A 25,409-nucleotide genomic window follows, 5' to 3' on the forward strand; every position below is an offset into this window, starting at 1 on the left:
CGGATGTTATTCGCTTTGAACGCCGGAGTCAACACCCTGAAATAAAAGGTTTGTTAGCGGTGGCTCAAAGCAAAGGCACCAGGTGGGGCCACACATTGTCCAACAGAATGCTTTGCGCCGGTTCTGTGGGGTGAATGCCATCGCTTTGCATTAAGCTGTCAACGTTGTAAATGTCGTCCAGGAAGAAAGGCACCAGTGCGGAGTTGAAGCGCTGTGCAAGATCTCCGAAAATAGCGGCAAAAGCCTGGGTGTAACGGTCGCCGTAATTGGGTGGTATTTGCATACCCACCAGTAGGGTTTGGGCGCCAGCCTGTTGGCTGTTCTTAAGCATCAAAGCCAGGTTTTTTTCGATCACCTGCGGTGGAAAACCGCGCAGACCATCGTTGCCACCCAGCTCCACGATCACCAGTTGCGGCTGGTGCTTGTTCAGTAAACCCGGCAGCCGGCGGGCTCCGCCGTCGGCTGTTTCGCCGCTGATGCTGGCATTTACCACGCTCCAGTCGTTGTGGCCCTTGTCGGCCAGGCGTTGGCGCAGCAAATTTACCCAGGCGGTTTCTTCCGGCACGCCATAGGCCGCGCTCAGGCTGTCGCCCATTACCAGCAGGGTGTTGGCACTGATCAAACCTGGCGTCATAACCAGCACAAGCAGCAGTGCAAATGATCTGACCGCCGGTAAAACCGTATTCTTGAACACTGCGTAGTCTCCCAAATTTTTCGCCACAGGACAGGATTAACCAGAGCCGTGAATCAATCTAATGACCAAACGCTACCAAACCCCCACGTGATATTGCGGGTCAGCAAGCTGACACACAAGGTGGACCTTGAGTCCAATACGCTAACGATTTTGCAAGGAGTCAACCTGGAAATCAATCAAGGCGACTCCGTCGCTATTGTCGGGCGCTCCGGCTCCGGAAAAACCACCTTGCTGGGCTTGCTGGCTGGGCTGGACACGCCGAGCGAAGGCAGTATTGAACTGGATGGTGCAAACATCAGCGCTCTGGGCGAAGACGAGCGTGCCGCGCTGCGAGCCCAACGAGTTGGCTTTGTGTTTCAGTCATTTCAATTATTGCCGGCTCTGACCGCTCTTGAAAACGTGATGTTGCCGCTGGAACTGGCCAGTCGCCAAAATGCCGAAGCGCGAGCGCGAGAGCTTTTGCAACGGGTAGGCTTGGGAGAGCGTCTGACCCATACCCCGCGGCAATTATCCGGTGGCGAGCAGCAGCGGGTGGCCATCGCCCGCGCCTTTGCCTGCGAACCTGCAATCCTATTCGCCGATGAACCCACCGGCAATCTTGATAACCGTACCGGCAAAGACGTATCGGATTTGCTGATGGCACTGAACCGCGAGCAGGGCACCACGTTGGTAATGGTTACTCATGACGAACAGCTGGCGGTCCGCTGTGGCCGACAGTTCCACATTGAGGGTGGCGTGTTGAGCGAGCCGGAAACCCGCCAGGAGGCAGTAACCTGATGGCGGCCACCGGTAAATTGCAGTCGGTGCGCCGCGAATGGCGCGAGCGGGATGTTCGGGTGGTGTTGGCGGCACTGATCATTGCCGTGGCCACGGTGGCCACCATCGCGTTGTTTGCCAGCCAGTTGCAACGCACCTTGGTGTCATCGGCCAGCTCGTTTCTAGCCGCTGACCGCCAGCTGGAATCGGAAAACGGTCAACCGCTGCCGCCGGCCTGGCTCGTTGAGGCACAACAGCGTGGATTGGAAACGGCGGAAATGACCGAGTTTTCGACCATGGTGTTTGGCGGTGGCAACTTCCAATTGGTTTCGGTAAAAGCGGTCAGCGATGGTTATCCGCTGCGTGGCGAAGTCGAAATTCGCACGAGCTTCGATGAGCCACGGCAAACCCTGAAATCTGGCCCAGCTCCCGGCGAGATTTGGATAAACCCGCGCTTGCTGCGCTTGCTGGAACTGAATGTGGGCGATGAGCTTGAGTTGGGTACGCGCACGTTAGTGATCGGCAGTCTTCTGGAACGCGAGCCTGACGGTGGCTTTAACATGGCCGCGTTGGCGCCACGGGTGATGATGCATCAAGCTGATGTCGCATCGACCAGCGTTCTGCAAGAAGGCAGCCGGGTCAGCTTTGTGTATCTGTTCGCTGGCGGTGCGGCTGAGCTATCGGGTTTTGAGCAGTGGCTAAGACCCCAGCTGCAACCCAGTCAGGAATGGCGCAGTGTGCGTGACGGTGAAACTCTGTCGGCATCACTGGAGCGAGCTGAAAGCTTCCTGCTGCTGGGCGGCAGCCTGGCCGTCCTGCTGGCCGCGGTGGCGGTTGCAGTGGCCAGTCGTCAATACGCCGTGTCGCAGCGCGATACGGTTGCGCTGCTGAAAACCCTGGGTGTTGGCAGCCCTCGCATCGGCCGTTTGTACCTGCGCCGACTGGCCGTTTGGGGCGTTGTCGGCATGGTCGGTGGTTTGCTGGTGGCCTTGCCGCTGTTCTGGGGCCTGAGTCAGATTTTAGGTGATGTGCTGGATCAGCCAGTTGACGTTTACCTCGACCCGAAGGCGCTAACGCCGGCGCTTTTGACGGCCCTTGTGTCGCTGTTCGCTTTTGCTTACCCGCCCATACGCCGCCTGCGCAAAGTGCCCGCTATGCGGGTGCTGCGCAGCCAGCCGGGGGAATCCCGGCGCGAGCTGGTACCCGACTTCATCATCGGTATCGTGGGTGTGTTTGGTTTGGTCTGGGCTTACGCCGGCGATGTGCAGCTGGTGTTGGCGTTATTAGTGGGCCTGGGCCTACTTCTGTCGACTTTGGTGTTGCTGGGCTGGATGATGGTATTGGGTTTGCGCACAGTGCGTGGTGGCGGCAACGCCTGGCGCCTGGCGTTATTGGGTCTTTACCGACACCGCCAGGCGAGCTTGTCACAAATTGCTGTATTCGCCATGACGCTGATGCTGGCCACCACACTGATTTTGGTGCGCACCTCTTTGCTGGACGACTGGCGTGCGCAGCTGCCTGAAGGCGCGCCCAATCACTTTATGGTCAATATCAGCCCCCAGGCTGTGAACGATATCGACGAGTTCTGGAACAGTCGCGGCCAGCCTCTGGACGCCATGTACCCCATGGTGCGTGGCCGCCTGACGTTGCTCAACGGCGAACCGGTGAAAGAGGCGGTGAGTAAAGACGAGCGGGTGAATGCGTTGAACCGCGAGCTGAACCTGACCTGGATGGATACGCTGCCAGAAAACAACCGTATTGTGGATGGTGAATGGTTTGCCCCAGGCAAAACTGACGGCGTATCGGTGGAATCTGAGCTGGCTGAAAAGCTTGGTATTACGCCGGGTGACAGTCTGACCTTCACCATTGGTTCCGAGCAGATCACTGAAATCGTGACCAGTATCCGCAGCGTGCAGTGGGACAGTATGACACCTAACTTCTACGTGGCTTTTTCGCCAGACAGCAGTCTGCGCCAGTTGCCGGCAACCTGGATCACCAGTTTCTTTTTGCCAAAAACGGCGAAAAACGAACTGAACGCGTTTTCCCGTCAGTTCCCCACAGTGTCGGTGCTCGAAGTTGACAATATTATCGAGCGCATTCAGCTGATTGTGGTGCAAATTACCCAAGCCATCGAGGCTATCTTGGGGTTGATTTTGGCCGCTGCGCTGGTGGTGATGGCGGCGGTGGTCAGTGCCACTTTGCAGGATCGCCAGCGCGAAGGGGCGCTGCTGCGTACCTTGGGCGGTCGTCAGAGTTTGCTGGTGCGGGCAACCATGCTGGAATTCGCGTTGCTGGGAGGTTTTGCCGGTATTCTCGGGGTTGTTGCGGCTGAAGCCGCGGTCTTCGCGCTTCAGATGAAAATGTTCGAAGGGGCTTTCCGCGTTCATTGGCAGATAGTGTTACCGATTCCGTTTATCAGTGCTGTGGTACTGGCGCTGTTCGGGCGCTGGCAGTTGCGCCCGGTGTTAACCGTGTCGCCGATGCTGCTGTTGCGGCGACTGGAGTAGTTTTTCAGCTTCGCAGTCTTTTGGCTGCGAAGCTGCTGCTTAATACAGCGCTCGGGCTTATCCGGCCCAGGCGTTTTCCAATACGGCACGCACGTCTTTCAAATCGGCTTCTTTCGGGTTGAACATGATAGCGCCGTCGTCCAGCGCCATCTGGGCAATGGCTTCCAGCTGGTCATAGGTCACCTTGCCGCTCTCTTTCAGAGAACGCGGCAATTTACATTGCTGATACAGGGCGTTACGCATCTTGCGAAGGGCGGCAATGCTGGCTTCGGCGCGGCGACTGGAAGGCGTGGCGGAATACACTTCCGGGCCATCCAAATAAAGCAAAAGCTCACCCAGAGGCTGGCGGATGGTTTCCAGGTTGTATTCCAGCACGTAGGGCAGGTACAGGCTCATGCACAGGCCGTGGGGCAGGTGGCAGATAGCGCCCGTGGCGTGGCCAAGCGCATGTACCAGGCCCACCATGGAATTGGAGAACGCGATGCCTGCCATAGTCGATGCCTGCGCCAATTCCAGGCGGCCGTCGACGTCTTTGGGGTTGTCCATCACCTTGGGCAGAAACTGGCTGACCTTTTTGATGGCCGCTGTGGCATAAGCGTCGCTGAGCGGGTTTTTCGCCATGCAGGTGAAGGCTTCTACCGAATGGGTCATGGCGTCCATGGCTGTGGCCGCAGTGATGTGCGGTGGCAGGGTAATGGTCATTCGCGGGTCAATGATCGCTGCGTTGGGCAGCAAAAATGCAGACGTAAAGGGCAGTTTTACGCCTTTTACCTCGTCGGTAATCACCGCTACAGACGTCACTTCCGAGCCGGTACCTGCAGTGGTAGGCACCACAAAAAACGGATTCAACGGCTTCTTGATCACACCAGCACCGCTGTACTTGGCCAGGTCATCACCGCCCTCAGACACCAGAATGTTCACCGCTTTACCGGTATCAATGGCTGAGCCACCGCCTACGGCGATGATCGAGTCGCACTTTTCTTTGCGGTAGAGCGCTGCAATGGTGCGCACCACGCTGATGGACGAATCGGGTGGCACGTCATCAAAAATGCTGACAATCTCTAAACCGCTGTCTTCGCAGGCGGCAATCACCGGGTCTAGCAGGCCGGCTGCGCGCACGCCCTTGTCGGTCACAATCATCGGGCGTTTGGCCCCGATGCTGGTCAGTTCGTAGGGGATGTGTTCCAGAGCGGCTTTGCCGGCAATAACCTTCACCGGACAGAAGAACTCGTAATATTGGCGGCTCATGATGCTCTCGCTGTTTTAATAAAATGGGTCGCAACTTTCAGATAAATTCGGGCGGCGCTGATGAGTTTTTCAAGTAACTGCAGATTGGGGGGGTATTCTTTCACCGCCCGTTTGGCCACCAATTTTGGCAAAATAAAGGCCTCCAAGCGGTTCAGGATACGGGTCATACGCACCGCGTAACTGATGTCGCCATCCACCAACATGCGATCGTTGGCGAAGGCCACCGAGGTTTTTTCCTGAAATGAAAGCACCAAAAATGCGTGTTCCAAGTGTTTGAATTTTATTGCTAAGTCGATCGGCCGGGGCGCTTCTCCGCTGTGGTATTTAAAGCGCCCGTCGCCGACGTGCTCAATCAGCAGGCTGGCGCCCCTGGGCATCACCATCATCTGAAATAGAAAACCTGTGGGCAGTGGGTACGCTTCATTGCACACCTCGTCGTCCACTTCGCTGACCGCCTGCAAGGCTCGGCCCATTACCTGAAACATAATTTTTACATATAGCCGCTTGGCTTTTGAGCCCAGTGGCTGAAGGTGCTTTGTTGCCATGGTTATTACCCACTGTGAATGTCACTGTTCGTATTTTTAGAGTGATTACTCTATAAAGTCAATCGGCCTTAGTGGGCTGTGGCTCAAAGCCGTGACAATGATCATTTTTTGCCAAAAAAAAGCCGCAGGCTTTTAGGCCTGCAGCTTTAGATACTGCGATTAATGGGTTATTGACTCAGGCGCGCTAACTTGGCTTGAGCTTCCTGGCCGATGTCGCCACCGGCCTGCGCAGCCGTGCGGTAGTTGGTAATGGCCTCGCCACGGTCGTTTTGTTTCACCGCAATGTCTCCGAGGCGCAGAAACGCGATGGACGTAGGCATCGACTGGTTGGCCTGGGTCAGATTGTCTTTGGCTTTGGCCAGGTTATTCTGTTCCAGCGCGTTCAGGCCGTTGTTGATACGGTAAACGTACATTTCCGGGTAAAGCTCAACCGCCTTGTCAAAATCCTTAGCGGCTTTGTCCAGATTTTCCTGCTGCTGGTACAAACGCCCGCGCAGGTTGTAAAACATCGCTTCTCGCGGGGCCAGCTTGATCGCCTGGTTTACCTTGTCGATGGCCGCCGCGTATTCTTTCTTGCCAGCCAATTCCACCGCCTTGTCGTGGGCGTCGTAAGCAGGCTGCAGCTTTCGCAGCAGGGCGGTTTTCTTCTGGTATACGTCTTCACCGCGATAGCCGCCGCCACCGATTTCGCTCACCAGCTTACGGTTCGCGGCCACTCGTTTGGCGGATGGCGGGTGAGTGGCAAACAGTCCGTCGATGAATCCAGCGCTGCGGCCCTTGGACATTTCCAGAAAAATCTGCTGCAGTTCTACAGCGGCCTGGGGGTCATAGCCGGCTGCTTTCATATAGCGGATACCAAAATAGTCGGACTCCAGTTCGTGGTCCTGGCTGTATTGCGCCAGCGCCAGTTGTGCGCCAACGGCTGCGCCGCCCATCACCATGCCCGCCCATTCGTTATCCGTCAGCGCCAGGCCCAGAGCACCCACTCCCAAGCCTATAATCTGCGCCTGCTGCATACGCTGCACACTGTGGCGGGCAGCGGCGTGCACAATCTCGTGGCCCAGCACCGAGGCCAGCTGGGCTTCATCGCTGAACGCTGTCAGCAGGCCGCGATTGATGGCAATCTTGCCGCCGGGCAGGGCCCAGGCGTTGGGCACGCTGCTGTTCAACACCACAAAATCGTAGGGTAGGTCAGGCCGGTCGCTCACCGCCGCCAGTTTCATGCCCACTTCGCGTACGTAAACGGTCAGCTCAGGGTCGAGATAAAACAGGCCTCCCTGGGTTTGCTGAGTCGGTTTGTATTGCTCGGCACCCATAGTCAATTCCTGACTTTCCGGAATGATGGACAGCTGGCGTTCCCCGGTGACAGGGTTGACTGAACAGCCGGCCAACGTAAAAGCCAGCGTTAACGCGGTAAGTAGGGCTTTCAACATCTGGGATTTGATGCTTGTGTTCACTGCGAGCTCCTGCTAATTCACAAGTTATGGGGCTTTATAGCATAGGTGGCGTTCCGTCTTGCTACTCACTGACGTTAAATCCGCTGACTCGTTAGCCTTGAAATGCTTCCGGGTGGCCCCATTTCTGCTCCCATGATCCACGGCGTAGCACAAATCGCCACTTATTTTATGTTCCACAGTAGTCAGGAGAGATACGCACCATGACGGTTGAATCGCAAAAAGAAACTCTGGGTTTTCAGACCGAAGTAAAGCAGCTGCTACAGCTGATGATTCACTCCTTGTATTCCAACAAGGAAATTTTCCTTCGTGAGCTGGTTTCCAACGCTTCTGACGCAGAAGACAAGCTGCGCTTCGCCGCTCTGAAAGACGACGGCTTGTACGAAGGCGATTCCGAGCTCAAAATTCGCCTGGCATACGATGCCGAAGCCAATACCGTCACCTTGAGTGACAACGGTATTGGTATGGCCCGCGAAGACGTGGTCAGCAATCTGGGTACTATTGCCCGTTCCGGCACCGCGGATTTCCTGAAGCAGCTGTCTGGTGATGAGAAAAATGACAGCAAGCTGATTGGCCAGTTTGGTGTCGGTTTTTACTCGTCATTCATTGTGGCTGACCAGGTTGACGTATTTACCCGCCGCGCCGGTGCACCCGCATCCGAAGGCGTACATTGGGCGTCTAAAGGCGACGGTGAATTCACCATCGAAACCGTTGAACGCGCTCAGCGTGGCACCGAAATTGTGTTGCAGTTGAAGCCGGAAGCCAAAGAATTTGCCGATGGCATGCGCCTGCGTAACCTAGTAAAGAAGTACTCTGACCACATTTCGTTTCCGGTGGTCATGGCGTCTGAATCCGAGGAAGAAGAGCAAAAGGGCAAAGACGAAACTGTCAACGATGCCACTGCACTCTGGACACTGCCGCGCACGGAAATTAAAGACGAGGAATACAAAGAGTTCTATAAGCACATCTCCCACGATTTCGAAGATCCTTTGAGCTGGTCTCACAATAAAGTGGAAGGCAAACTGGACTACACCAGCCTGCTGTACCTTCCGGCTCGCGCGCCGTTTGACCTGTACAACCGCGAAACACCCCGTGGCTTGAAACTCTACGTTCAGCGCGTATTCGTTATGGACGACGCCGAACAGTTCCTGCCGCTGTATCTGCGCTTCACCAAGGGTGTGATTGATTCCAGCGACCTGTCGCTGAACGTGTCCCGTGAAATTCTGCAGAGCGATAGCATCGTCGACAGCATTCGCACCGCGGTCACCAAGCGAGTTCTGGACATGCTGTCGAAGCTGTCTAAGAAAGAAGGCGACGCATACCAGAAATTCTGGAACGAATTTGGCGCGGTATTAAAAGAAGGCCCGGCGGAAGACTTCGGCAACCGCGAAAAAATTGCCGGTCTGCTGCGTTTTGCCTCTACCCACACCGGTGAAGAAGCCCAGAATGTATCTTTGGAGCACTACATCGGTCGCATGAAAGAAGGCCAGAAAAAGATTTACTACATCACTGCTGACAACTTCATGGCCGCCAAGAGCAGCCCGCACCTGGAAGTGTTCCGCAAGAAAGGCATTGAAGTGCTGATTCTATCTGACCGCATTGACGAGTGGATGATGGGTTACCTCAATGACTTCGACAGCAAGCAGTTTCAGGATGTGGCTCGCGGCGAGCTGGATCTGGGTGATGTAGAAACCGAAGAAGACAAAAAGCATCAGGAAGAAGCTACCAAAGAACATCAAGGCCTGCTCGAGCGCATAAAAAAGGCTTTGGAAGAACGGGTTCAAGAAGTGCGCGTAACCAACCGGTTGACCGATTCACCAGCCTGCCTGGTGGTGGCGGATTTCGACATGGGCGCCCAGATGAAGAAGATTATGGAAGCCGCTGGCCAGAGCGTGCCAGACAGCAAGCCGATCTTCGAAATCAACGTGGACCACCCGCTGGTGCAGCGCTTGGAGCGTGAGCAGAGTGAAGATCGCTTTGGCGAGCTGTCTGCGGTTTTGCTGGATCAGGCTACCCTGGCCAGTGGCGAACAGCTGAAAGACCCGGGCGCCTACGTAACACGCCTGAACCGTTTACTGTTGGAACTGGCTGGCTAAGCCAGACCGGATACGAGCCATGCAACGCATTGTGGTGGACATTAGCATTGGCCCTGACGAGTGGATAAAACTCTACCAGGGCCTTGCACAGGATGTGACCGCACGGGCCCGGGACGGACGCTCTGTCCGTTTCCCGGCTCGAATTCTTTCCCGCTTTTATCTGAACGATGGCATTCGTGGCAGTTTTTGCATTAGCTTCAACGACCAAGGAAAGTTTGAAACCATAGAACGCGTATAATCCCTTCTTCTCTATTTGCGGATTTTTTGGCATCCTCAGTGCCACTTTTGTTATCACTTTTTCACCGCTGTTTTGACCTGCTCTGGAGCGCTCATGCGAATTATTCTGGCCCCGATGGAAGGGCTGGTGGATGCACCTATCCGTGAAACTCTCACCAAAGTGGGCGGTATTGACCGGTGCGTAACCGAATTTATTCGCGTAACCCACGGCATGCTGCCGCCGCGAATTTTCTATAAATACGCGCCCGAACTTCATAACAACTCGCTGACCCGGGTGGGCGTGCCAGTGGCGGTTCAGCTGCTGGGCTCCGACCCGCATATGATGGCCCGCCACGGTGCCAAAGCCGCAGAACTGGGCGCCACCCAGGTGGACATCAACTTTGGCTGCCCGGCCAAAACCGTGAACAAGCACAAAGGCGGTTGTGTACTGATGCGTGAGCCCGAGCTAATGCACGAAATTGTTGCCGCCGTGCGCCAGGCGGTGCCTGCGACGGTTTTGGTGACAGCGAAAATGCGTCTGGGTTATGACGACCGCTCGATGGGTGTGGCCTGTGCGCAAGCATTGGAGGCAGCCGGTGCCGGCGAAATCGTGATTCACGCCCGCAGTAAAAAAGACGGTTATAAGCCGCCTGCCTACTGGGAAGAAATTGCCAAGGCGCGGGAAGCGGTAAAGGCCAAGGTAATCGCCAACGGTGATATTTTCACGGTGGCTGACTACTGGCGCTGTCGTGAAGTGTCTGGCTGTGACGACGTAATGATTGGCCGTGGCCTGGTGGCGCGGCCGGATTTGGCACGCCAAATTCGCGCCAGCCAGCGCGGTGAAAGCATCGAAATGATGACCTGGCTGGAAGCACTGGCTTTGGTGCAGGAATACGGCTGCGCGCTTCAGGGCTGGCTGGAGGACAAATACGTAACCGGGCGCATTAAACAATGGATGAATTATTTGCGCCAGGGTTTTAGCGAAGCCGAGGCCCTTTGGCCCCAAGCACGAAAAATTCGTGAAGTAGCACCTATGTTCGAGTTCCTTAACCAGGCCACAGCCGTCGATCAACGTCTAATTGATTGCTGCGGACAGCAGGATGTCGCGAACAGTCTAAACTAGTGTGGTGATATCTGGCATTTAGGTCATAACCCACCAAGGACCGCCCAAGAAGCGGTGAAGAAGATTGGCCGCGCGAAAATAGGCGATAACGGCGAAATGCAGGGCAAGGCCATTGTGGTTGGAGCCTCCGGGGCCATTGGCTCTGTGCGCGCCCGGCTTCGCTTGCATGGTGGAAACTATGGTGCTGGCGTTGGAAGCACAGCATGACTTTAGCGGCTATTTCCGGGGTGAACGGCGTGTTCACCGAAGACGACTTTTCGCGGGTGCGAGTGCTGGTAGAACAAGAAGACGTGTCTACATAGTCATAGTTAAAAGCTAACCGAAGCGGTAGTAAAAGAAAATTATATTAATAATAGCCTGTTGGCCTATAGTCAATTCAGGCCACATCAGAGAAGAAAACATAATTGTCACGCAGTCTTTGAGTGAAGCCAACATCCCCCAAGAATAGTGGAGAAAGAACATGGCTGATAGCAACCCAACGGCGGGCAAATGCCCGGTCATGCACGGCGGCAATACCAGCGTCGGTAGCACCAACATGAAATGGTGGCCCAGCGCCTTGAACCTGGCCATCCTTAATCAGCACGACAGCAAAACCAAGCCGCTGGGTGCCGATTTCAATTACCGCGAAGAGTTGAAAAAACTCGACGTAGGCGCACTGAAAAAAGATCTGAATGACCTGATGACCGACAGCCAGGATTGGTGGCCGGCGGATTGGGGCCATTACGGCGGTCTGATGATTCGTCTGGCGTGGCACGCAGCCGGTTCCTACCGCGTTAGCGATGGCCGTGGTGGCGCAGGTACCGGCAACCAGCGTTTCGCTCCGCTAAACTCCTGGCCCGATAACGGCAACCTAGACAAAGCCCGCCGCCTGCTGTGGCCGGTCAAGCGCAAGTACGGCAACAAGCTGAGCTGGGCCGACCTGATTGTGCTGGCGGGTAACGTGGCTTATGAATCCATGGGCTTCAAAACCTTCGGCTTCGCCTTTGGCCGCGAGGACATCTGGCACCCGGAAGAAGACATCTACTGGGGTGCAGAAGACGAGTGGCTGGCTACCAGCGACAACGAAAAGAGCCGTTACAGTGGTGATCGCGATCTGGAAGACCCGCTGGCCGCGGTGATGATGGGCTTGATCTACGTGAACCCCCAAGGCGTTGACGGCAACCCGGACCCGCTTGCAACGGCCCGCGACGTGCGCGAAACGTTCAAGCGTATGGCCATGAACGACGAAGAAACGGTCGCGTTGACCGCAGGTGGCCACACCGTGGGTAAATGCCACGGTAATGGTGATCCGGCAAATCTAGGCGATGCACCGGAAGGCGCTGAAGTAAACGAGCAGGGCCTGGGCTGGAATAAAAAGACAGGTACAGTGGGTAATCACACGGTCACCAGCGGTCTTGAAGGTGCCTGGACCAGCAACCCTATCCAATGGGACGACGGTTACTTTAAGTCGCTGATGAACCACGACTGGGAACTGACCAAGAGCCCGGCCGACGCTTGGCAGTGGGAACCGGTGGACATGAAAGAAGAAGACAAGCCGGTGGATGCAGAGAACCCGTCTGTGCGTCGCAACCCGATCATGACTGACGCTGACATGGCCATGAAAATGGACCCGGAGTACCGCAAAATCTCCGAGAAGTTCGCCAAAGATCAAGCCTACTTTGAAGACGTGTTTGCTCGCGCCTGGTTCAAATTGACTCACCGCGATCTTGGTCCAAAAGTACGCTATGTCGGCCCGGAAGTACCTCAAGAAGATCTGATCTGGCAAGACCCGACGCCTGCCGGCAACACCGGTTATAACGTCGATGCCGTCAAAGCGAAGATTGTCGCCAGTGGCCTGAACGCAACCGACATGATCAACACCGCTTGGGACAGCGCCCGTACCTACCGTGGTTCGGATATGCGCGGTGGCGCCAACGGTGCGCGAATTCGTCTGGCCCCCCAGAAAGACTGGGAAGGTAACGAATCTGAGCGCCTGGGCCGTGTATTAAGCGTGCTGGAAGCTATTGCTGCAGACGCCGGTGCCAGTGTGGCCGACGTGATTGTACTGGCGGGTAATATTGGCGTAGAGCAGGCAGCCAGAGCCGCGGGTGTCAGCGTAAACGTGCCATTCTCGGCCGGTCGTGGCGATGCTACTGACGAGATGACGGATGTGGAATCTTTCGAGCCGCTGGAGCCCATTCACGATGGTTTCCGCAACTGGGTGAAAAAAGATTACACGACTACCCCGGAAAAACTGTTGCTGGACCGTGCTCAGCTGATGGGCCTGACTGCACCGGAGATGACGGTGCTGTTAGGCGGAATGCGTGTGCTTGGCACCAACCACGGTGGCAGCAAGCACGGCGTATTCACCAATAGGGAAGGGCAACTGACCAACGATTTTTTTGTCAACCTGACCGACATGGGCAACAGCTGGAAGCCGACGGGTAAAAACTCCTACGAGATTCGCGATCGTAAAACTGACGCAGTAAAGTGGACCGCCACCCGAGTAGATTTGGTGTTTGGCTCTAACTCGATCTTGCGTTCTTACGCGGAATTGTATGCTCAGGACGATAACAAAGAGCGCTTTGCGCATGACTTTGTGACCGCCTGGACCAAAGTTATGAATGCCGACCGGTTTGATCTCGCGTAAGTGTAAAGGGTACTTAAAAAGGCGCTTCAGCGAGAGTTGAAGCGCCTTTTTTTATTAAAAACAACGCCTTCTAAACCAACGTGCTTCATGTAAACATGGACATATTATAAATTAATTGCAACGCCATCATCATTGTTAACTATTGGGAACAACTCAAAGGCACGATGTGTGAATGCCAGGACAAACTGACTGACGATGAGGTAGGTAAGATGGGTGGCCGCAAAGATCACTTCTCGGGCAAAGTTCAAGAAAATACGGCACAACACACGGGCATTGGTTTTTAAGGATTATTAATGCACACGACTTCGAATTTTATTGAAAAACTGAGCATTCGTTTCCCAATTATTCAGGCACCAATGGCTGGTGTGTCTACGCCGGAGTTGGCCGCCGCGGTGTCGAACGCGGGCGGGCTCGGTTCACTGGGGATTGGCGCCAGCACAATTGACCAAGCTCGAAACATGATTGAACAGACGCGCCGGCTAACCGGACAGCCGTTCAATGTGAACGTTTTTTGCCACGCTCCCGCAAAGCGTGACCCTGTCAGAGAAAAAGCGTGGCTTGCGTATCTTGCTCCACTGTTCAGCGAAGCCGGGCTGGATACGCCCGATCAACTCGATGAAATTTATACATCATTCCTTGTCGACGACGAACAATTCGAGATGCTGCTTGAGCTGCGTCCAGCTGTCGTCAGTTTTCATTTCGGCATACCTTCTGCTGACTGTATTGCCTGTTTGCGTGAGGCCGGTATTTACACTTTGGCAACGGCGACCAATCTTTACGAGGCAACACTGATCGAGCAAGCGGGAATAGATGCCATTGTTGCCCAGGGCACAGAAGCTGGCGGGCACAGAGGTATGTTCAACCCGGAGATAACGGATGAGTGTTTGAGTACGATGGTGCTCGTGAGGCTACTTGCGGCAAAAACGACACGCCCCATCATAGCGGCGGGCGGCATTATGGATGGCTATGCCATCCGCTCGATGTTGAGCCTTGGAGCAGTAGCTGCGCAGATGGGAACGGCGTTTGTTTTGTGCCCCGAATCTGCGGCCAATACCGCCTATCGCAAAAATCTGAAAGGCCAACGTGCAACGCAGACACGATTGACGGATGTCCTATCCGGCCGGCCGGCACGGGGAATGGTTAATCGATTGGTTACCTTTGGCGAAGCAGACGGCAGCCCGTTTCCCGCGGATTACCCGCTGGCTTATGACGCGGCTAAACGACTTAATGGGGCAGCATCCAAACTGGGAAACAACGAATTTGCGGCGCAATGGGCGGGGCAGGGAGCACCGTTGGCGCGTGAGCTACCGGCGTCGGATTTGATGAGAGTGCTGATGGCTGAAACTCGAATCGAAGAGTAGGCCTATCTCGATTTTGATCGGGCTCTTAAGCCCGAGTTTAATTGAAACTCAATAAGCTACAACACCTCAATTTTGTTCAATATACGATGTTGCCGAGCGTGTCAGAATCTACTCCTGAATTGACCGGAGAGTGTATGACTATGTCTTTGATTCTACCCATGTGCGCGTTTGCCTTAGCGGCATCCATTTCACCTGGGCCGGTAAATCTTGTGTGCCTGAGCAGTGGTACCCGCTACCCGGTTGCCACCGGCTTAACGTTTGTCACCGGTGCCACGCTGGGTTTTATCGTGCTCTTCATTGCGGTAGGACTGGGTCTTTATTCACTGCTGACGATGGTGCCGGGGCTACAAAGTCTGTTGCGCTGGGCGGGTGTCGTATTTTTGCTTTATCTAAGCATCAAGTTAGCCTTAGACAGCGGTCAGTTGCCAAAGGCTGGCAGCAAAAAAGCACCGGGCTTCGCCGCGGGCGCCTTGATGCAGTGGCTGAACCCCAAGGCTTGGCTTGCTTCCGCTTCTGGGATTGGGGCATTTACCAACGCAAACGACCTGAGTCAAATTTTGCTATTTGCCGCCCTTTACCTGCCAATTTGTTGGTTGTCACTGGCTAGCTGGGTTTACGCTGGTGCATTCCTGCGCCGATATGTTCAAAAGCCCGTCATCTTGATGACCATCAACCGCACACTGGCGTTATTACTTGCTGTCAGCTGCGTGTATCTTCTCGTTAGCTGAACCTAGACGGTACTGGTTTGGCGTTGCGGCCACTCTTCGCTTGAAGGCACGCTGAAAGTGAGGCTGATCAGAAAAACCTGCATTCAGGGCTACCTCGGCAATGGGCGTGCCTTTTTTTAGCTGACTCTGGCCAAGTTGCACGCGTCGATTCACCAGATAGGCATGGGGCGTGAAACCGAATGCCTGTTTAAAGGAGCGAATCAAATGGCCCTCGCTAAAACCTGAAAGGGCGCATAGGGTCTCCAGCGAAACATCTTCTGTCGCATACTGATCTATATAGCGAGACAGCTGTGTTAAAACATCTGCGGTAGCCGGCTGCTGATTGATTGGCTGAGTGGCCAGCTCGTGCATGAGACCTGACAGAAACGCCTCTAATTCTCCCTGTTTGTTCGTAACAGCAGACCGAGTATTCAAAAGGCAATCTGCGAGATGGCAGTAACGATCGAACCAGCGGTTATCGGATAGCACAGCCGTGTGCAGATCCAGCCAGACTGGGGTAGGGAGTAAACCCGCCTGGAATCGCAGATTTGTTAACCACTGAGTATCGACATACATCATCAGATACGACCATGAATGGTTATCTATCGGATTACACGCGTGTGCCCACTCTGGGTTCATTACAACCAGGTCTCCGGCACCGACCGCAAAGTTGTCGTTGCGATAACGAAACGTACTTTTGCCGTTAATAATTGCGCCAAGGGACCAATGCGGGTGGCTGTGGAGGGCATAACAGACATGGCGACCATCGGCGACCTTACGCAGTTCTACGAAGGGTATGCGTTTGTCACGCCAGAAAACGGGAGAGAACGGCGGCGTTGTCATTGCTAGTCATCCTGATGAAGTCACAGACAACTTATTTTACGCTTACGCTTTTTAAAAGAAAAACGGGGTCAATCTATTTTCCTGAGAAAACAATCGGCCCCGGCTTTTAAGGCTATTCACTGAACATTGACGGTTAGGCCTTCTGGACCCACGTCTGACACCAGCCGTTAACTTCTACGCTGTTTGCTGGGAACAAAGAGCAGCCGTTATTAGCTTCCAGGAAGAACATGCAGCTTGCGCAATGTTCACCTGCCGTATAAGCCGGGTGGCCGGCAGCCTCTTCGGCCACTTTAACGTAGTTCAATCCCTTGGCTTGGGGAGTTGTTGGGTCGAGCGGTGGGAGGCTTTGGGCGAAAGCACGCTGAGACAGAATGCCCATACCAAGAGGGAGGGCAGCCATACCAAGCAAACTGTGACGCATAAATTTACGACGACTTTGATTAGCCATAATAGTTCCTTATGTGTGTATATCTTAAGTATATTAAGTGGTTAGTAATAGTTACGGATAAGAATACGTTTCGAACGTAGAATAGATCGAAATGAACCAATGTTCAATATGCACAACATTAAGGCGATACTCATCATGCCAAAGATAAATGATATTGATAATTAAAACGTTTATCAAATAACAATCATTATCAAAAATTCGAAATGGTTATCATTATGTTCTAACGTTTCGCCTGCGTATCTTTAACGGCGCGCTGATAGTCAGGATGATTTCAGTAAAGGGTACTAAAAAACAAATCGCCGTTGCACCAACCTTTAGTAAAACAACATGCTGAGTTGCAACTAAGATGATATACATCGTATACATTATATAGTACCTAGGGAGGAGACTGCACTGCGGCTGACCGAGTCTGCTACTCGTAAAGAGTCTGGACAAACAGACAAAGACAGCCGCTACTAGTGCAACACTTGGTTCAATGAATGCGCGCTTTCTTTCGTCTAGCGATGGCAAGCAAAACCAAACTTAAACTCAACAATAGGGGTGTTAGAGGCTCGGATACGCGGACCAAATTGTTGAAAGCGGTGGCTGCGCCATTTTTGCATCCGTCCACTCCCAATGTGGCATTTGCGCCTAAAGTGACATAATTTGTTGCTGAAAAAGCGCCGCCACAATAGTCACCTACGCCCAACATTACAGCACTGTCCCCGGCTGAAATGTAGCTCTTCGATAGAACAAGACCTCTGAATTCCGCTCCTGCGCCTAGTGTTGTGTAACCTTCGCCGGCCCCGACAGTTTTGTCGCCTAAAATATTCCAGATAATACTGCTCTCATCCGTTACGTTCAAAAGCCTTATATTTGCGAGCGCACCAAAGGTCATGTAGTTCGGGATGTTGAAAACCCAGGAGGAATCTACACCGTTACCATCAAGCGTGATGGTTGTGCTGGCAGCAACCGTTAGATAATCTGCGACACTGTAAATTCCAGCTCCGAGCAGTTCGTCGTTTGTCCCAAAACCGACTGCTAATTGCGTTCCTTTTCCCAAATCCTTGAGCGTTTGTTGGGCAGACGTAATATTTTCCGTCTGACTGATTACTTCGGGAGCGCGATACCCAGGTTCCGACGTTCGGTCTTGCGTCACCGACACTACAGTAGCGGTAAGATCTATTCTTGTATCCGTTCCGCTCTCAACACTTCCCGCAACAACAGCCGAATTGCCAAAACTGGCGTAGGTTCCTGTTTTAATGTCGCCGCTGAGCCCGGCACCTGCGCCGGCACTTGTGTATGTTTCACTTTTAATATTGCCTTTGACTGCTCCCGAAGCGCCGACAGATGCGAAGGTTCCAGCCTCAATATTACCGCCAGCAATTGAACCCGCACCTGTTGATATCGCGCCGGCGCTCTGCATATTGCCACCGACGGCCGCCAGTGCACCTACGATTATGTAAATGTTGGCATAAATCGACTGATTATTTAGCTCAGCATTTAACAAGGGCATTGCTTGTGCGCTAGACGCTGAAGCGATGATCGAGACAAAGAGAAGTGATTTAGTGTGTTTCATTAAAATCCTTTTTCGTAATATCCATTAAAAAAATCGGACTGCAAGTTAAATCCATTTAGAACGAACATGAGCAACCGCTACGTTATAAGCAGTATTACCATCATTAGAGCCTTCGTTTGAGCTATTGCGCAAACAGAAGTACCAGCGCTTTTTCTTATGCTCTCTCGCTTGTCTGAGCCTGATCGGCGACCAACAATTGAGGCAGGCTGTTACTAAACCTATTCCAGATCAGTAATCATTAACATTAACTTCAGCAACGGTAGAGTCAAAAAATCTGAGAGGAAAAATAAGTGCATTTATGAACTTAATAGAGCTATCGCCTGCTTGGCTCCAAAAAATATTGTCGTTCAGCTTGCCATTATATGTTGTGTCACTAAAAATCAATAATATAAGTTTTATGTAAAAGTCATCGACAATGAATGTGTAAAATAAACTGACGTTATGTTGGTGTATCTGATTACGGTACGTCAGTATAGCTACTCCATCAAAAGTTGCTTCAGGCCGCCGGTTTCGGTGCGCTTGCTTTGAGAGGATTGGGGGCGAGGGTTGTCAGCAGGCATACGATTCTCTTCTTCTATTTATTTTATGCTCAAAAGTATAGAAGGAAATTCAGCAAATGAGTTGGTAAATAGACGTCGGTTGCGTACTTAAAGCCGAGAAATATGGGGTTGCTGATCGTGTTTTTTGAGCTGTTCGTGTAAATTTGACGACGAATTACATCAAAGGGAAATTTTATGGGTTTGGCTATTGCGTTGCATGCGTTATCCGCCGCTATTTGGGTTGGCGGTATGTTTTTTGCCTATATGGCGATGCGCCCGGCTGTGGGTGAGGTGATCGCAGCTGAACAACGTGGTGAACTTTGGTGTCAAACGCTCACCCGGTTTTTCCGCTGGGTTTGGTTGGCGATTGTACTTTTGCTCATCACCGGTTATTGGATGATTTTCAAAGGATTTGGTGGTATGGCTGGGGCCGGGTGGCACATTCATGCCATGCAGACGCTTGGCTTAATCATGATGTTGTTGTTTTTTCACCTCTACTTTGCCCCGTTCCGCCGTTTGAAACTGGCCGTTGCTGCTAACGATCCCCAGGAAGGTGGGCGTCAAGTCGGTAAAATTCGCCGACTCGTTGGCATTAACTTGATTATCGGGCTGGTCGTCGTGGCTGTTGGTTCTGCCGGGCGCTATCTGTAAACACAGACAAAAAAGGCTGAAAACAGTGACATTGTGATGGACACCACACATCTAATTCTGGGGCTGATTTTTAGCTCCATTGGCGTCGGCTATTTCATTTACGGCCGCAAGCAATCGAATATCGTAACGCGATATTGTGGTATCGCGTTGGTTCTATACCCCTATCTGGTGACGAACACGCTTGCGCTGGTGGCGGTTGGTGTGGGGTTGATGCTGGTTCCAAGATTTTTTGAGATTTGATCGAGGCTCACATATTGGTAAAATTTAATGCGCAGTTGCGTTGGAAAACACATTAATAATAACCACCCCAGCCACAATAAGCCCCATCCCGAACGCGCTTGCCATGTCTAATTTCTGACCAAGCGCCAACCAGCCGATCAGTGATATCAGAACGATTCCCGAACCAGACCAGATGGCATAGGCTATGCCGACTGGAATCGTTTTCAGGGTCAGCGACAGAAAATAGAAAGCGACGCCGTATCCGATAACCACCATCATACTGGGAAGTACTTTGGTAAAGCCTTCGCTCGACTTCAGGCTTGAGGTCGCAATCACTTCCGCAATAATAGCGATGCTTAGAAATAGCCAGTTTTTCATTTAAATACTCTTTTCGAATACAGTGGATTAGAAAACCACTTGCAGGAGGCTGAAAAAACCAATTATTGTTTCAATTACCAGCGTTTTCTCAAAATAGCGGTCATCGCGTTTTACGTTATATTCATATTATCCAGGCGGTATTTTATTCCATTAAAAAATGAATTTATCACGGTTTCTTTATCTCTGAATCCAAGTAACAGCCCTTTGCGAATGCTCTTACAGGAGACGACATCCAAAGCGTTACAGCCTATTACCAGGGCCTTAAACCAATGGTTTTCGCCATTACCCAGCAAGCGCCGGGGTGATCATGACAATTGAGGTGAAAACCTTGGGGTTACCAGCCGGTAAATATAAAACGCCGTCAATCACAACCGTTGACGGCGTTTTGCATTGGGCTTCAGCTATGGCTCTTAGCTTTTCTTTTCAAATGCTTCTTTCAGCCCAGCAAACGGATTGTGCGTAGCCGCCTCCCGCCTTTTTTCACCGCCGCCGCCGTAGCGCACGAAATCTTCGAATTTACTGTGTTCGTTGTCGTGGCAGTAAACGCACAATAATTCCCAGTTACTGCCATCGGGGGGATTGTTGTCGTGGTCATGGTCGCGGTGGTGCACCGTCAGTTCTCGCAAATTGGCGCGGGTAAACTCACGGGTGCAGCGTCCGCATATCCACGGGTACATTTTTAACGATTTTTCGCGATAGCCGCCTTCGCGCTTCGCGATGTACTCACGCTGTTCAGCGAGAATCTTATCCAGTTTGCTTGTATCGCCAACGTTCTGACTCATCAGTGCTTCCCTCGGAAAGTAAATCTGCCCCGGTGTTCAGTTCCGGTTCTTTATGTCATTCAAACTCTGGCAGCACGCGCTGCATGCAGCTTCTTATAGCTTTCAATAAGCCGCAGGTGTTTGTCCAGGCCTGCCAACTGCATGTTGGTTGGGGTAAGACCGTAAAAGCGCACATCGCCATTCACGGACCCCACCACTGCGTCCATAGTTTGTTCACCGTACAGTCGCTTGAGATTAAACAGGTAATCACTCAGCTCAAGTTCGTCATCGATAACAATTTCCAGTACCGCACTCACCGCCCGATAAAACAACCCGCGTTCCACGGTATTGTCATTGAACTGGATAAAGGTTTCGACTCGGTCAAGGGCGTCTTCGTACTGTTCCAGAGCCAGGTTAATAAGAAGCTTTAACTCCAGAATGGTGAGCTGGCCCCAGACCGTGTTCTCGTCGAATTCAATACCGATCAAGGTGATGATGTCTGTGTAATCGTCTATCTGGCTTTCTTCCAGGCGCTCTACCAGGGCATTCAGCTGGTCGTCATTCAACGAGTGGAGGTTGAGAATGTCTTCGCGATAATCCAGGGCCCGATTGGTGTTGTCCCAGATCAGATCTTCTATCTGGTAAACCTCGGAATAGTCAGGCACCAGCATGCGGCAGACAGGGGCGCCCAAGTCGTCATAAACCGCTGTATACACTTCTTTGCCCAGGTCTTTGAGGATGTTGAACAGGCAAGCGACTTCTTCTTCGTTGGTGCCCGAGAAATCCCACTCGCTAAATTCGAAATCCGCCTTGGCACTGAAGAAGCGCCAAGAGATCACACCGCTGGAATCAATGAAGTGTTCTACATAATTGTTGGGCTCGGTGATCGCAAGGCTGTTGAACGTCGGGGGCGGAAAATCGTTCAGGCCTTCAAAGCTGCGGCCCTGCATCAACTCGGTGAGACTGCGTTCCAGCGCCACTTCCAGAGTCGGATGCGCGCCGAAAGAGGCAAAAACGCCGGAGGTTTTCGGGTTCATCAACGCGACACAAGCCACCGGAAACTGGCCCCCAAGCGAGGCGTCTTTGACCAACACAGGATATCCCTGTGCTTCCAACGCCCGAATGCCTTCCAAAATGTTGGGGTATTTTTCCAATACGTGCAGGGGAACGTCTGGCAGCGTAAGTTCTTCCTGAATGATTTGCTTTTTGACCGCCCGCTCAAAGATTTCTGACAGGCACTGAACTTGCGCCTCAAACAACGTGTTACCCGCACTCATGCCGTTGCTCAGGAACAGGTTTTCAATCAGATTGCTGGGGAAGTACACTGTTTCGCCGTCTGAATGCCGTACAAAGGGCAAAGCGCAGATTCCGCGCTCTGCATTGCCAGAGTTGGTGTCGATCAGGTTAGAACCAGCCAGTTCATCCTCCGGGTTGTAGATCTCCAGGCAGTGGCTATCCAGAATACCCTGGGGCAGTTCGTCGTTGGGCCCTGGCTTAAACCAGCGTTCATTGGGGTAATGAACAAACTCGCTGTTGGCAATGTCTTCACCAAAAAACTGATCGTTATAGAAGAAGTTGCAGTTCAGGCGCTCAATAAACTCGCCCAGCGCCGAGCACAGGGCGCTTTCCTTTGTCGAACCTTTACCATTGGTGAAGCACATGGGCGAGGCCGCGTCGCGAATGTGCAGTGACCAAACGTGAGGCACGATATTGCGCCAGGATGCGATCTCGATCTTCATGCCCAAATTCGCCAGAATGGCGGTCATGTTGGCGATGGTCTGCTCCACCGGCAGGTCTTTACCCAAAATATAGGTGCTGGCGTCGCTTTCTGGCTTGGCCATCAGCAGGGCCTGGGCGTCTTCATCCAAGCTGTCTACGATTTCAATCTGGAATTCCGGGCCGGTTTGAACCACCTTCTTGACCGTACAGCGGTCGATGGAGCGCACAATGCCTTGTCTGTCTTTATCAGAAATGTCTTCTGGCAGCTCGACCTGAATTTTAAAAATCTGGTTATAGCGGTTCTCGGGATCAACAATGTTGTTTTGCGACAGGCGGATATTATCGGTTGGAATGTTCCGCGCTATGCAATAAACCCGGACAAAATAGGCCGCACACAACGCCGATGACGCCAAAAAATAGTCAAAAGGGCCGGGTGCTGAACCGTCACCTTTGTAGCGTATAGGTTGGTCGGAAATCACCGAGAAGTCGTCAAACTTGGCTTCAATTCGGAGGTTGTCGAGAAAATTGACGTTGATTTCCATTACGAGGGTACCGATTTGTAGAATTTGGCGCTTTGCGGCCTTAGATTGACGCTATTATCCAGTTTTTGACGCCAAACGTCTTTCAATTCGGTGAAATTTAACCATAGCTAACAGAGAATGGGAGGACACAAGATCATAGGGTGGACTAAAAAATGGCGCATGACCGTATAAGTGCGACGATAGAAGGGCCTGACGGAAAACCCCGTTGCCGTTGGTGCGGCAGCGTAGCGGAGTTGCGTGTTTATCACGACACCGAGTGGGGATTTCCGGTGGGTGATGACTTTCGCTTGTTTGAGAAGCTGAGTCTTGAAGGCTTTCAGTCCGGATTGAGTTGGCGCACCATTTTGGCGAAGCGCGAGAACTTCCGTACCGCCTTTCATCATTTTGATTTCAACAAAATCGCGGGCTTCGATGAGTGCAGTGTCGAACGTTTAATGATGGATGAGGGCATTATCCGGCATCGAGGCAAGATTGAGGCGGTGATCAACAATGCGCGACTGGCTAAAAATCTCGTCGAGCAGGGGAGTTCCCTGGCAGCTTTCGTATGGCGCTATGAGCCCGATGCAAAGCCGCCCGCGGACCTTCAGACAGTATCAACTTCCGCGGAATCCATTGCCTTGTCGAAGGCGCTTAGGAAGCTGGGATGGCGGTTCATCGGGCCAACCACGGCTTACGCTTTTATGCAGTCGATGGGATTGATCAACGACCACGCCGCGGGTTGCGTCATTCGGGCCAGCGTAGAGCAAGCGCGCCAATGTTTTACCCTTCGCCACACTCAATGATGCTTACCGAGTCCGGTAGGCCTTTTCGTTGCTGATTAGGTATGACGTCGGTGTACAGGCGATCAACATACTTGAACGAGGCGACTTTACAGTATGAACTCAGAGTCCATTTGCTGTGATCAGCCACCAACAGACGCCCCCGGGTATTGCCTATAATGGCCCGGCTGACTTCGGCTTCGCGGATATCGTGATCCATCAGGCCATGTTGAAGATCCATGCTGCCAGTACTGATGATGCCAAAGTCGGTGATGAAAGAGCTAAAGAAATGGGTGACTTCCGGCCCAACAACGTCTTGGTCTTTGTGCCGGTACTGCCCGCCCGACACAATCACGTCGATACTGGGATTCACTGAAAGCGCAGCGGCCACGCGTAGGTTGTTGGTTAAAATCTTGAGTGACTGGTGATGAATCAGAGCGTGTGCAACACATTCAATGGTGCTGCCTACTCCAAGGCTGACGGTGGCCCCTTCCGGAATATCCGCTGCGACACGCTCGGCCATGCGCTGTTTGGCCCGTAAATTACGCACCTGCAGTTCGTCAATGAGATTAGGGGCAGCACTGGCGGGTAAACTGACGCCACCGTAACGACGGCGCAACAAGCCTTGCTCGCAAAGCTTGTTGATGTCGCGACGAATGGTCTGAGTGGTAACGCCAAAGCGCTTTGCAATGTCGTCAACTTCGACATGCTCCTGCTCGTGCACCCATTCAATTATGCTGTGTTGCCGCTCTTTGGCGCCCATCAGTTTACAATCACGGTCAGTTGATTCATGTTGTGGCTATGCGCGGCGAGTGTCAGCCTGGCTTAGCCCAGACGCAGTGCGTTGCTGCAGCCAGGCATCTGCCATTTCAGCAAATCCCAGCCCGGAAGGCTGGCTGGCGATCGCGACTGGCTGGTGGGTCATGACTGGCAGGTGCTTGCGAATGTTTGCCACACCGATACTCAGCGGGAAGTTGCCGAACATACATTCGTCATTGGGCGCATCTCCAATAAACACAGAGCGCTGCCGCAATGCCTGCGGATTCAGGCCCAGTAAATCACGGCCTACCCGCATCGCCATGGTGGATTTATCGAAGTCTCCCTGCCAGATGTTGATATGAATTGAGCTTTCCCGAACATTAAATCCCTGTGCTTTAAGCGCGTCGTGAATTTGTGCCACCTGCTGCACATTTAAAGACTCTTGCTGGTTATAATCCACCGCCACATCAACAGTGCGAAAGGCCTGGTCGCCGGCCAGTTTCGGTTCAAAGTCTAGCTTCAACGAGGCAACAGCCGCCAATATGCGAGCCTGGTCTTCACGGTGTGATGATTCATTATCCCAGTAGTGCCAGCGAACGGTCATGGGTGCGGTGCGTTCTGCGTAAAAGGCACCGCCTTCACCAATCACGGCTGTTACCGGCCAGGTTCGAATGATCTGGTCACACCAGCCGGCACAGCCTCCGGTGACTGGAATCACTCGAATGCCTGCCGCCGCGAGGCGACAAATCGCAAGATAGGTCTCGGGCAGCAGTTGGCCGGCAGTGGTCAGCGTATCGTCCACATCGGTAAACAGAATATCCGCGTTACCAAACTCAAAATCATTCAACATAGTGTCTGCTTTCCCGTTCATCGCAGAGGTAGGTGCCGCCGGCCAAAG

At 52.9% G+C, this 25,409-nt stretch carries 24 protein-coding genes; 12 read left to right on the forward strand and 12 right to left on the reverse strand.

Annotated features, from left to right (window positions below):
- Window positions 1–64 precede the first annotated feature (64 nt).
- Window positions 65–694 (reverse strand): arylesterase, encoded by a 630-nt coding sequence (locus tag ABA45_RS07270; protein ID WP_014870835.1) that lies wholly within the window; start codon window positions 692–694, stop codon window positions 65–67.
- Window positions 695–742: 48 nt separating this feature from the next.
- Here ABA45_RS07270 and ABA45_RS07275 point away from each other — a divergent pair, with 48 nt between their 5' ends.
- Together ABA45_RS07275 and ABA45_RS07280 are read left to right on the forward strand one after the other, a co-directional pair.
- Entirely contained in the window at window positions 743–1,471 is a 729-nt protein-coding gene (locus ABA45_RS07275) for an ABC transporter ATP-binding protein (protein WP_048384973.1), read from the forward strand.
- A complete protein-coding gene (locus ABA45_RS07280) occupies window positions 1,471–3,957 on the forward strand; it encodes an ABC transporter permease (protein WP_048384975.1) in 2,487 nt (828 codons plus the stop codon). Before ABA45_RS07275 ends, ABA45_RS07280 begins: the two co-directional genes overlap by 1 nt.
- A 57-nt stretch (window positions 3,958–4,014) precedes the next feature.
- On the opposite strand, the gene ABA45_RS07285 is transcribed toward ABA45_RS07280, so the two are convergent.
- From ABA45_RS07285 to ABA45_RS07295, 3 genes are all read right to left on the reverse strand, one after another.
- On the reverse strand, window positions 4,015–5,205 hold the full coding sequence (locus ABA45_RS07285; RefSeq protein ID WP_048384977.1) for an iron-containing alcohol dehydrogenase: 1,191 nt from the start codon (window positions 5,203–5,205) through the stop codon (window positions 4,015–4,017).
- Window positions 5,202–5,750 (reverse strand): hypothetical protein, encoded by a 549-nt coding sequence (locus ABA45_RS07290; protein ID WP_048384979.1) that lies wholly within the window; start codon window positions 5,748–5,750, stop codon window positions 5,202–5,204. The genes ABA45_RS07285 and ABA45_RS07290 overlap by 4 nt, the downstream gene beginning before the upstream one ends.
- 167 nt (window positions 5,751–5,917) lie before the next feature.
- Window positions 5,918–7,183 (reverse strand): M48 family metalloprotease, encoded by a 1,266-nt coding sequence (locus ABA45_RS07295; protein ID WP_048388776.1) that lies wholly within the window; start codon window positions 7,181–7,183, stop codon window positions 5,918–5,920.
- Between the two features lie 224 nt (window positions 7,184–7,407).
- On the opposite strand from ABA45_RS07295, the gene htpG reads away from it, so the two are divergent.
- The 7 genes from htpG (at window position 7,408) to ABA45_RS07325 (ending at window position 15,357) form a co-directional block, all read left to right on the forward strand.
- Window positions 7,408–9,300 carry a molecular chaperone HtpG gene (htpG, locus tag ABA45_RS07300; RefSeq protein ID WP_048384981.1) on the forward strand — a complete coding sequence of 631 codons (1,893 nt, stop codon included), beginning with the start codon at window positions 7,408–7,410 and terminating at the stop codon, window positions 9,298–9,300.
- 19 nt (window positions 9,301–9,319) lie between these two features.
- Window positions 9,320–9,538, forward strand: a complete 219-nt coding sequence (locus tag ABA45_RS07305) for a DUF2835 domain-containing protein (protein ID WP_014870842.1) — start codon at window positions 9,320–9,322, stop codon at window positions 9,536–9,538.
- A 93-nt stretch (window positions 9,539–9,631) separates the two neighbouring features.
- Window positions 9,632–10,639, forward strand: a complete 1,008-nt coding sequence (locus ABA45_RS07310; protein ID WP_048384984.1) for a tRNA dihydrouridine synthase — start codon at window positions 9,632–9,634, stop codon at window positions 10,637–10,639.
- A 54-nt stretch (window positions 10,640–10,693) separates the two neighbouring features.
- Window positions 10,694–10,846, forward strand: a complete 153-nt coding sequence (locus ABA45_RS18875) for a hypothetical protein (protein ID WP_157035530.1) — start codon at window positions 10,694–10,696, stop codon at window positions 10,844–10,846.
- Between the two features lie 253 nt (window positions 10,847–11,099).
- Window positions 11,100–13,268: a catalase/peroxidase HPI gene (gene katG, locus ABA45_RS07315; RefSeq protein WP_048384986.1), complete on the forward strand. Its 2,169-nt coding sequence runs from the start codon at window positions 11,100–11,102 to the stop codon at window positions 13,266–13,268.
- A gap of 293 nt (window positions 13,269–13,561) precedes the next feature.
- Complete coding sequence (locus tag ABA45_RS07320; RefSeq protein ID WP_048384989.1) at window positions 13,562–14,629, forward strand: NAD(P)H-dependent flavin oxidoreductase; 1,068 nt, start codon at window positions 13,562–13,564, stop codon at window positions 14,627–14,629.
- Window positions 14,630–14,769: 140 nt separating this feature from the next.
- Entirely contained in the window at window positions 14,770–15,357 is a 588-nt protein-coding gene (locus tag ABA45_RS07325; protein WP_048388778.1) for a LysE family translocator, read from the forward strand.
- Here ABA45_RS07325 and ABA45_RS07330 read toward each other — a convergent pair.
- The 3 genes from ABA45_RS07330 to ABA45_RS07340 all read right to left on the reverse strand — a co-directional run bounded on the left by ABA45_RS07330 (window position 15,319) and on the right by ABA45_RS07340 (window position 18,185).
- On the reverse strand, window positions 15,319–16,179 hold the full coding sequence (locus ABA45_RS07330) for an AraC family transcriptional regulator (protein ID WP_048384992.1): 861 nt from the start codon (window positions 16,177–16,179) through the stop codon (window positions 15,319–15,321). The two genes, ABA45_RS07325 and ABA45_RS07330, sit on opposite strands and share 39 nt — an antisense overlap.
- Before the next feature lie 133 nt (window positions 16,180–16,312).
- Window positions 16,313–16,627 carry a high-potential iron-sulfur protein gene (locus ABA45_RS07335; protein WP_048384994.1) on the reverse strand — a complete coding sequence of 105 codons (315 nt, stop codon included), beginning with the start codon at window positions 16,625–16,627 and terminating at the stop codon, window positions 16,313–16,315.
- A gap of 472 nt (window positions 16,628–17,099) precedes the next feature.
- Window positions 17,100–18,185, reverse strand: coding sequence for an ice-binding family protein (locus ABA45_RS07340; RefSeq protein ID WP_053076133.1), 1,086 nt, complete (start codon window positions 18,183–18,185; stop codon window positions 17,100–17,102).
- 734 nt (window positions 18,186–18,919) lie between these two features.
- Here ABA45_RS07340 and ABA45_RS07345 point away from each other — a divergent pair.
- Both ABA45_RS07345 and ABA45_RS07350 read left to right on the forward strand, forming a co-directional pair.
- Window positions 18,920–19,375, forward strand: coding sequence for a CopD family protein (locus ABA45_RS07345; protein ID WP_048384995.1), 456 nt, complete (start codon window positions 18,920–18,922; stop codon window positions 19,373–19,375).
- Window positions 19,376–19,411: 36 nt separating this feature from the next.
- Window positions 19,412–19,615, forward strand: a complete 204-nt coding sequence (locus ABA45_RS07350; RefSeq protein ID WP_048384997.1) for a hypothetical protein — start codon at window positions 19,412–19,414, stop codon at window positions 19,613–19,615.
- A gap of 24 nt (window positions 19,616–19,639) precedes the next feature.
- Here ABA45_RS07350 and ABA45_RS07355 read toward each other — a convergent pair whose 3' ends face one another.
- From ABA45_RS07355 to ABA45_RS07365, 3 genes are all read right to left on the reverse strand, one after another.
- Window positions 19,640–19,972 (reverse strand): SMR family transporter, encoded by a 333-nt coding sequence (locus ABA45_RS07355; RefSeq protein WP_048384999.1) that lies wholly within the window; start codon window positions 19,970–19,972, stop codon window positions 19,640–19,642.
- A gap of 410 nt (window positions 19,973–20,382) precedes the next feature.
- Window positions 20,383–20,754 carry a YajD family HNH nuclease gene (locus tag ABA45_RS07360; RefSeq protein WP_048385001.1) on the reverse strand — a complete coding sequence of 124 codons (372 nt, stop codon included), beginning with the start codon at window positions 20,752–20,754 and terminating at the stop codon, window positions 20,383–20,385.
- Between the two features lie 59 nt (window positions 20,755–20,813).
- Window positions 20,814–22,994, reverse strand: coding sequence for an OsmC domain/YcaO domain-containing protein (locus ABA45_RS07365; protein ID WP_048385003.1), 2,181 nt, complete (start codon window positions 22,992–22,994; stop codon window positions 20,814–20,816).
- Window positions 22,995–23,146: 152 nt separating this feature from the next.
- Here ABA45_RS07365 and ABA45_RS07370 point away from each other — a divergent pair, with 152 nt between their 5' ends.
- Window positions 23,147–23,776 (forward strand): DNA-3-methyladenine glycosylase I, encoded by a 630-nt coding sequence (locus ABA45_RS07370; RefSeq protein ID WP_198147076.1) that lies wholly within the window; start codon window positions 23,147–23,149, stop codon window positions 23,774–23,776.
- Here the strand turns inward: ABA45_RS07370 and ABA45_RS07375 are convergent.
- Window positions 23,754–24,515: a DeoR/GlpR family DNA-binding transcription regulator gene (locus ABA45_RS07375; protein WP_048385005.1), complete on the reverse strand. Its 762-nt coding sequence runs from the start codon at window positions 24,513–24,515 to the stop codon at window positions 23,754–23,756. The genes ABA45_RS07370 and ABA45_RS07375 overlap by 23 nt on opposite strands.
- A gap of 36 nt (window positions 24,516–24,551) precedes the next feature.
- Window positions 24,552–25,361, reverse strand: a complete 810-nt coding sequence (locus tag ABA45_RS07380) for an HAD-IIB family hydrolase (RefSeq protein ID WP_048385007.1) — start codon at window positions 25,359–25,361, stop codon at window positions 24,552–24,554.
- Window positions 25,362–25,409: the final 48 nt, after the last annotated feature.

It is taken from the genome of Marinobacter psychrophilus, from assembly GCF_001043175.1.
Lineage (GTDB): Bacteria > Pseudomonadota > Gammaproteobacteria > Pseudomonadales > Oleiphilaceae > Marinobacter > Marinobacter psychrophilus.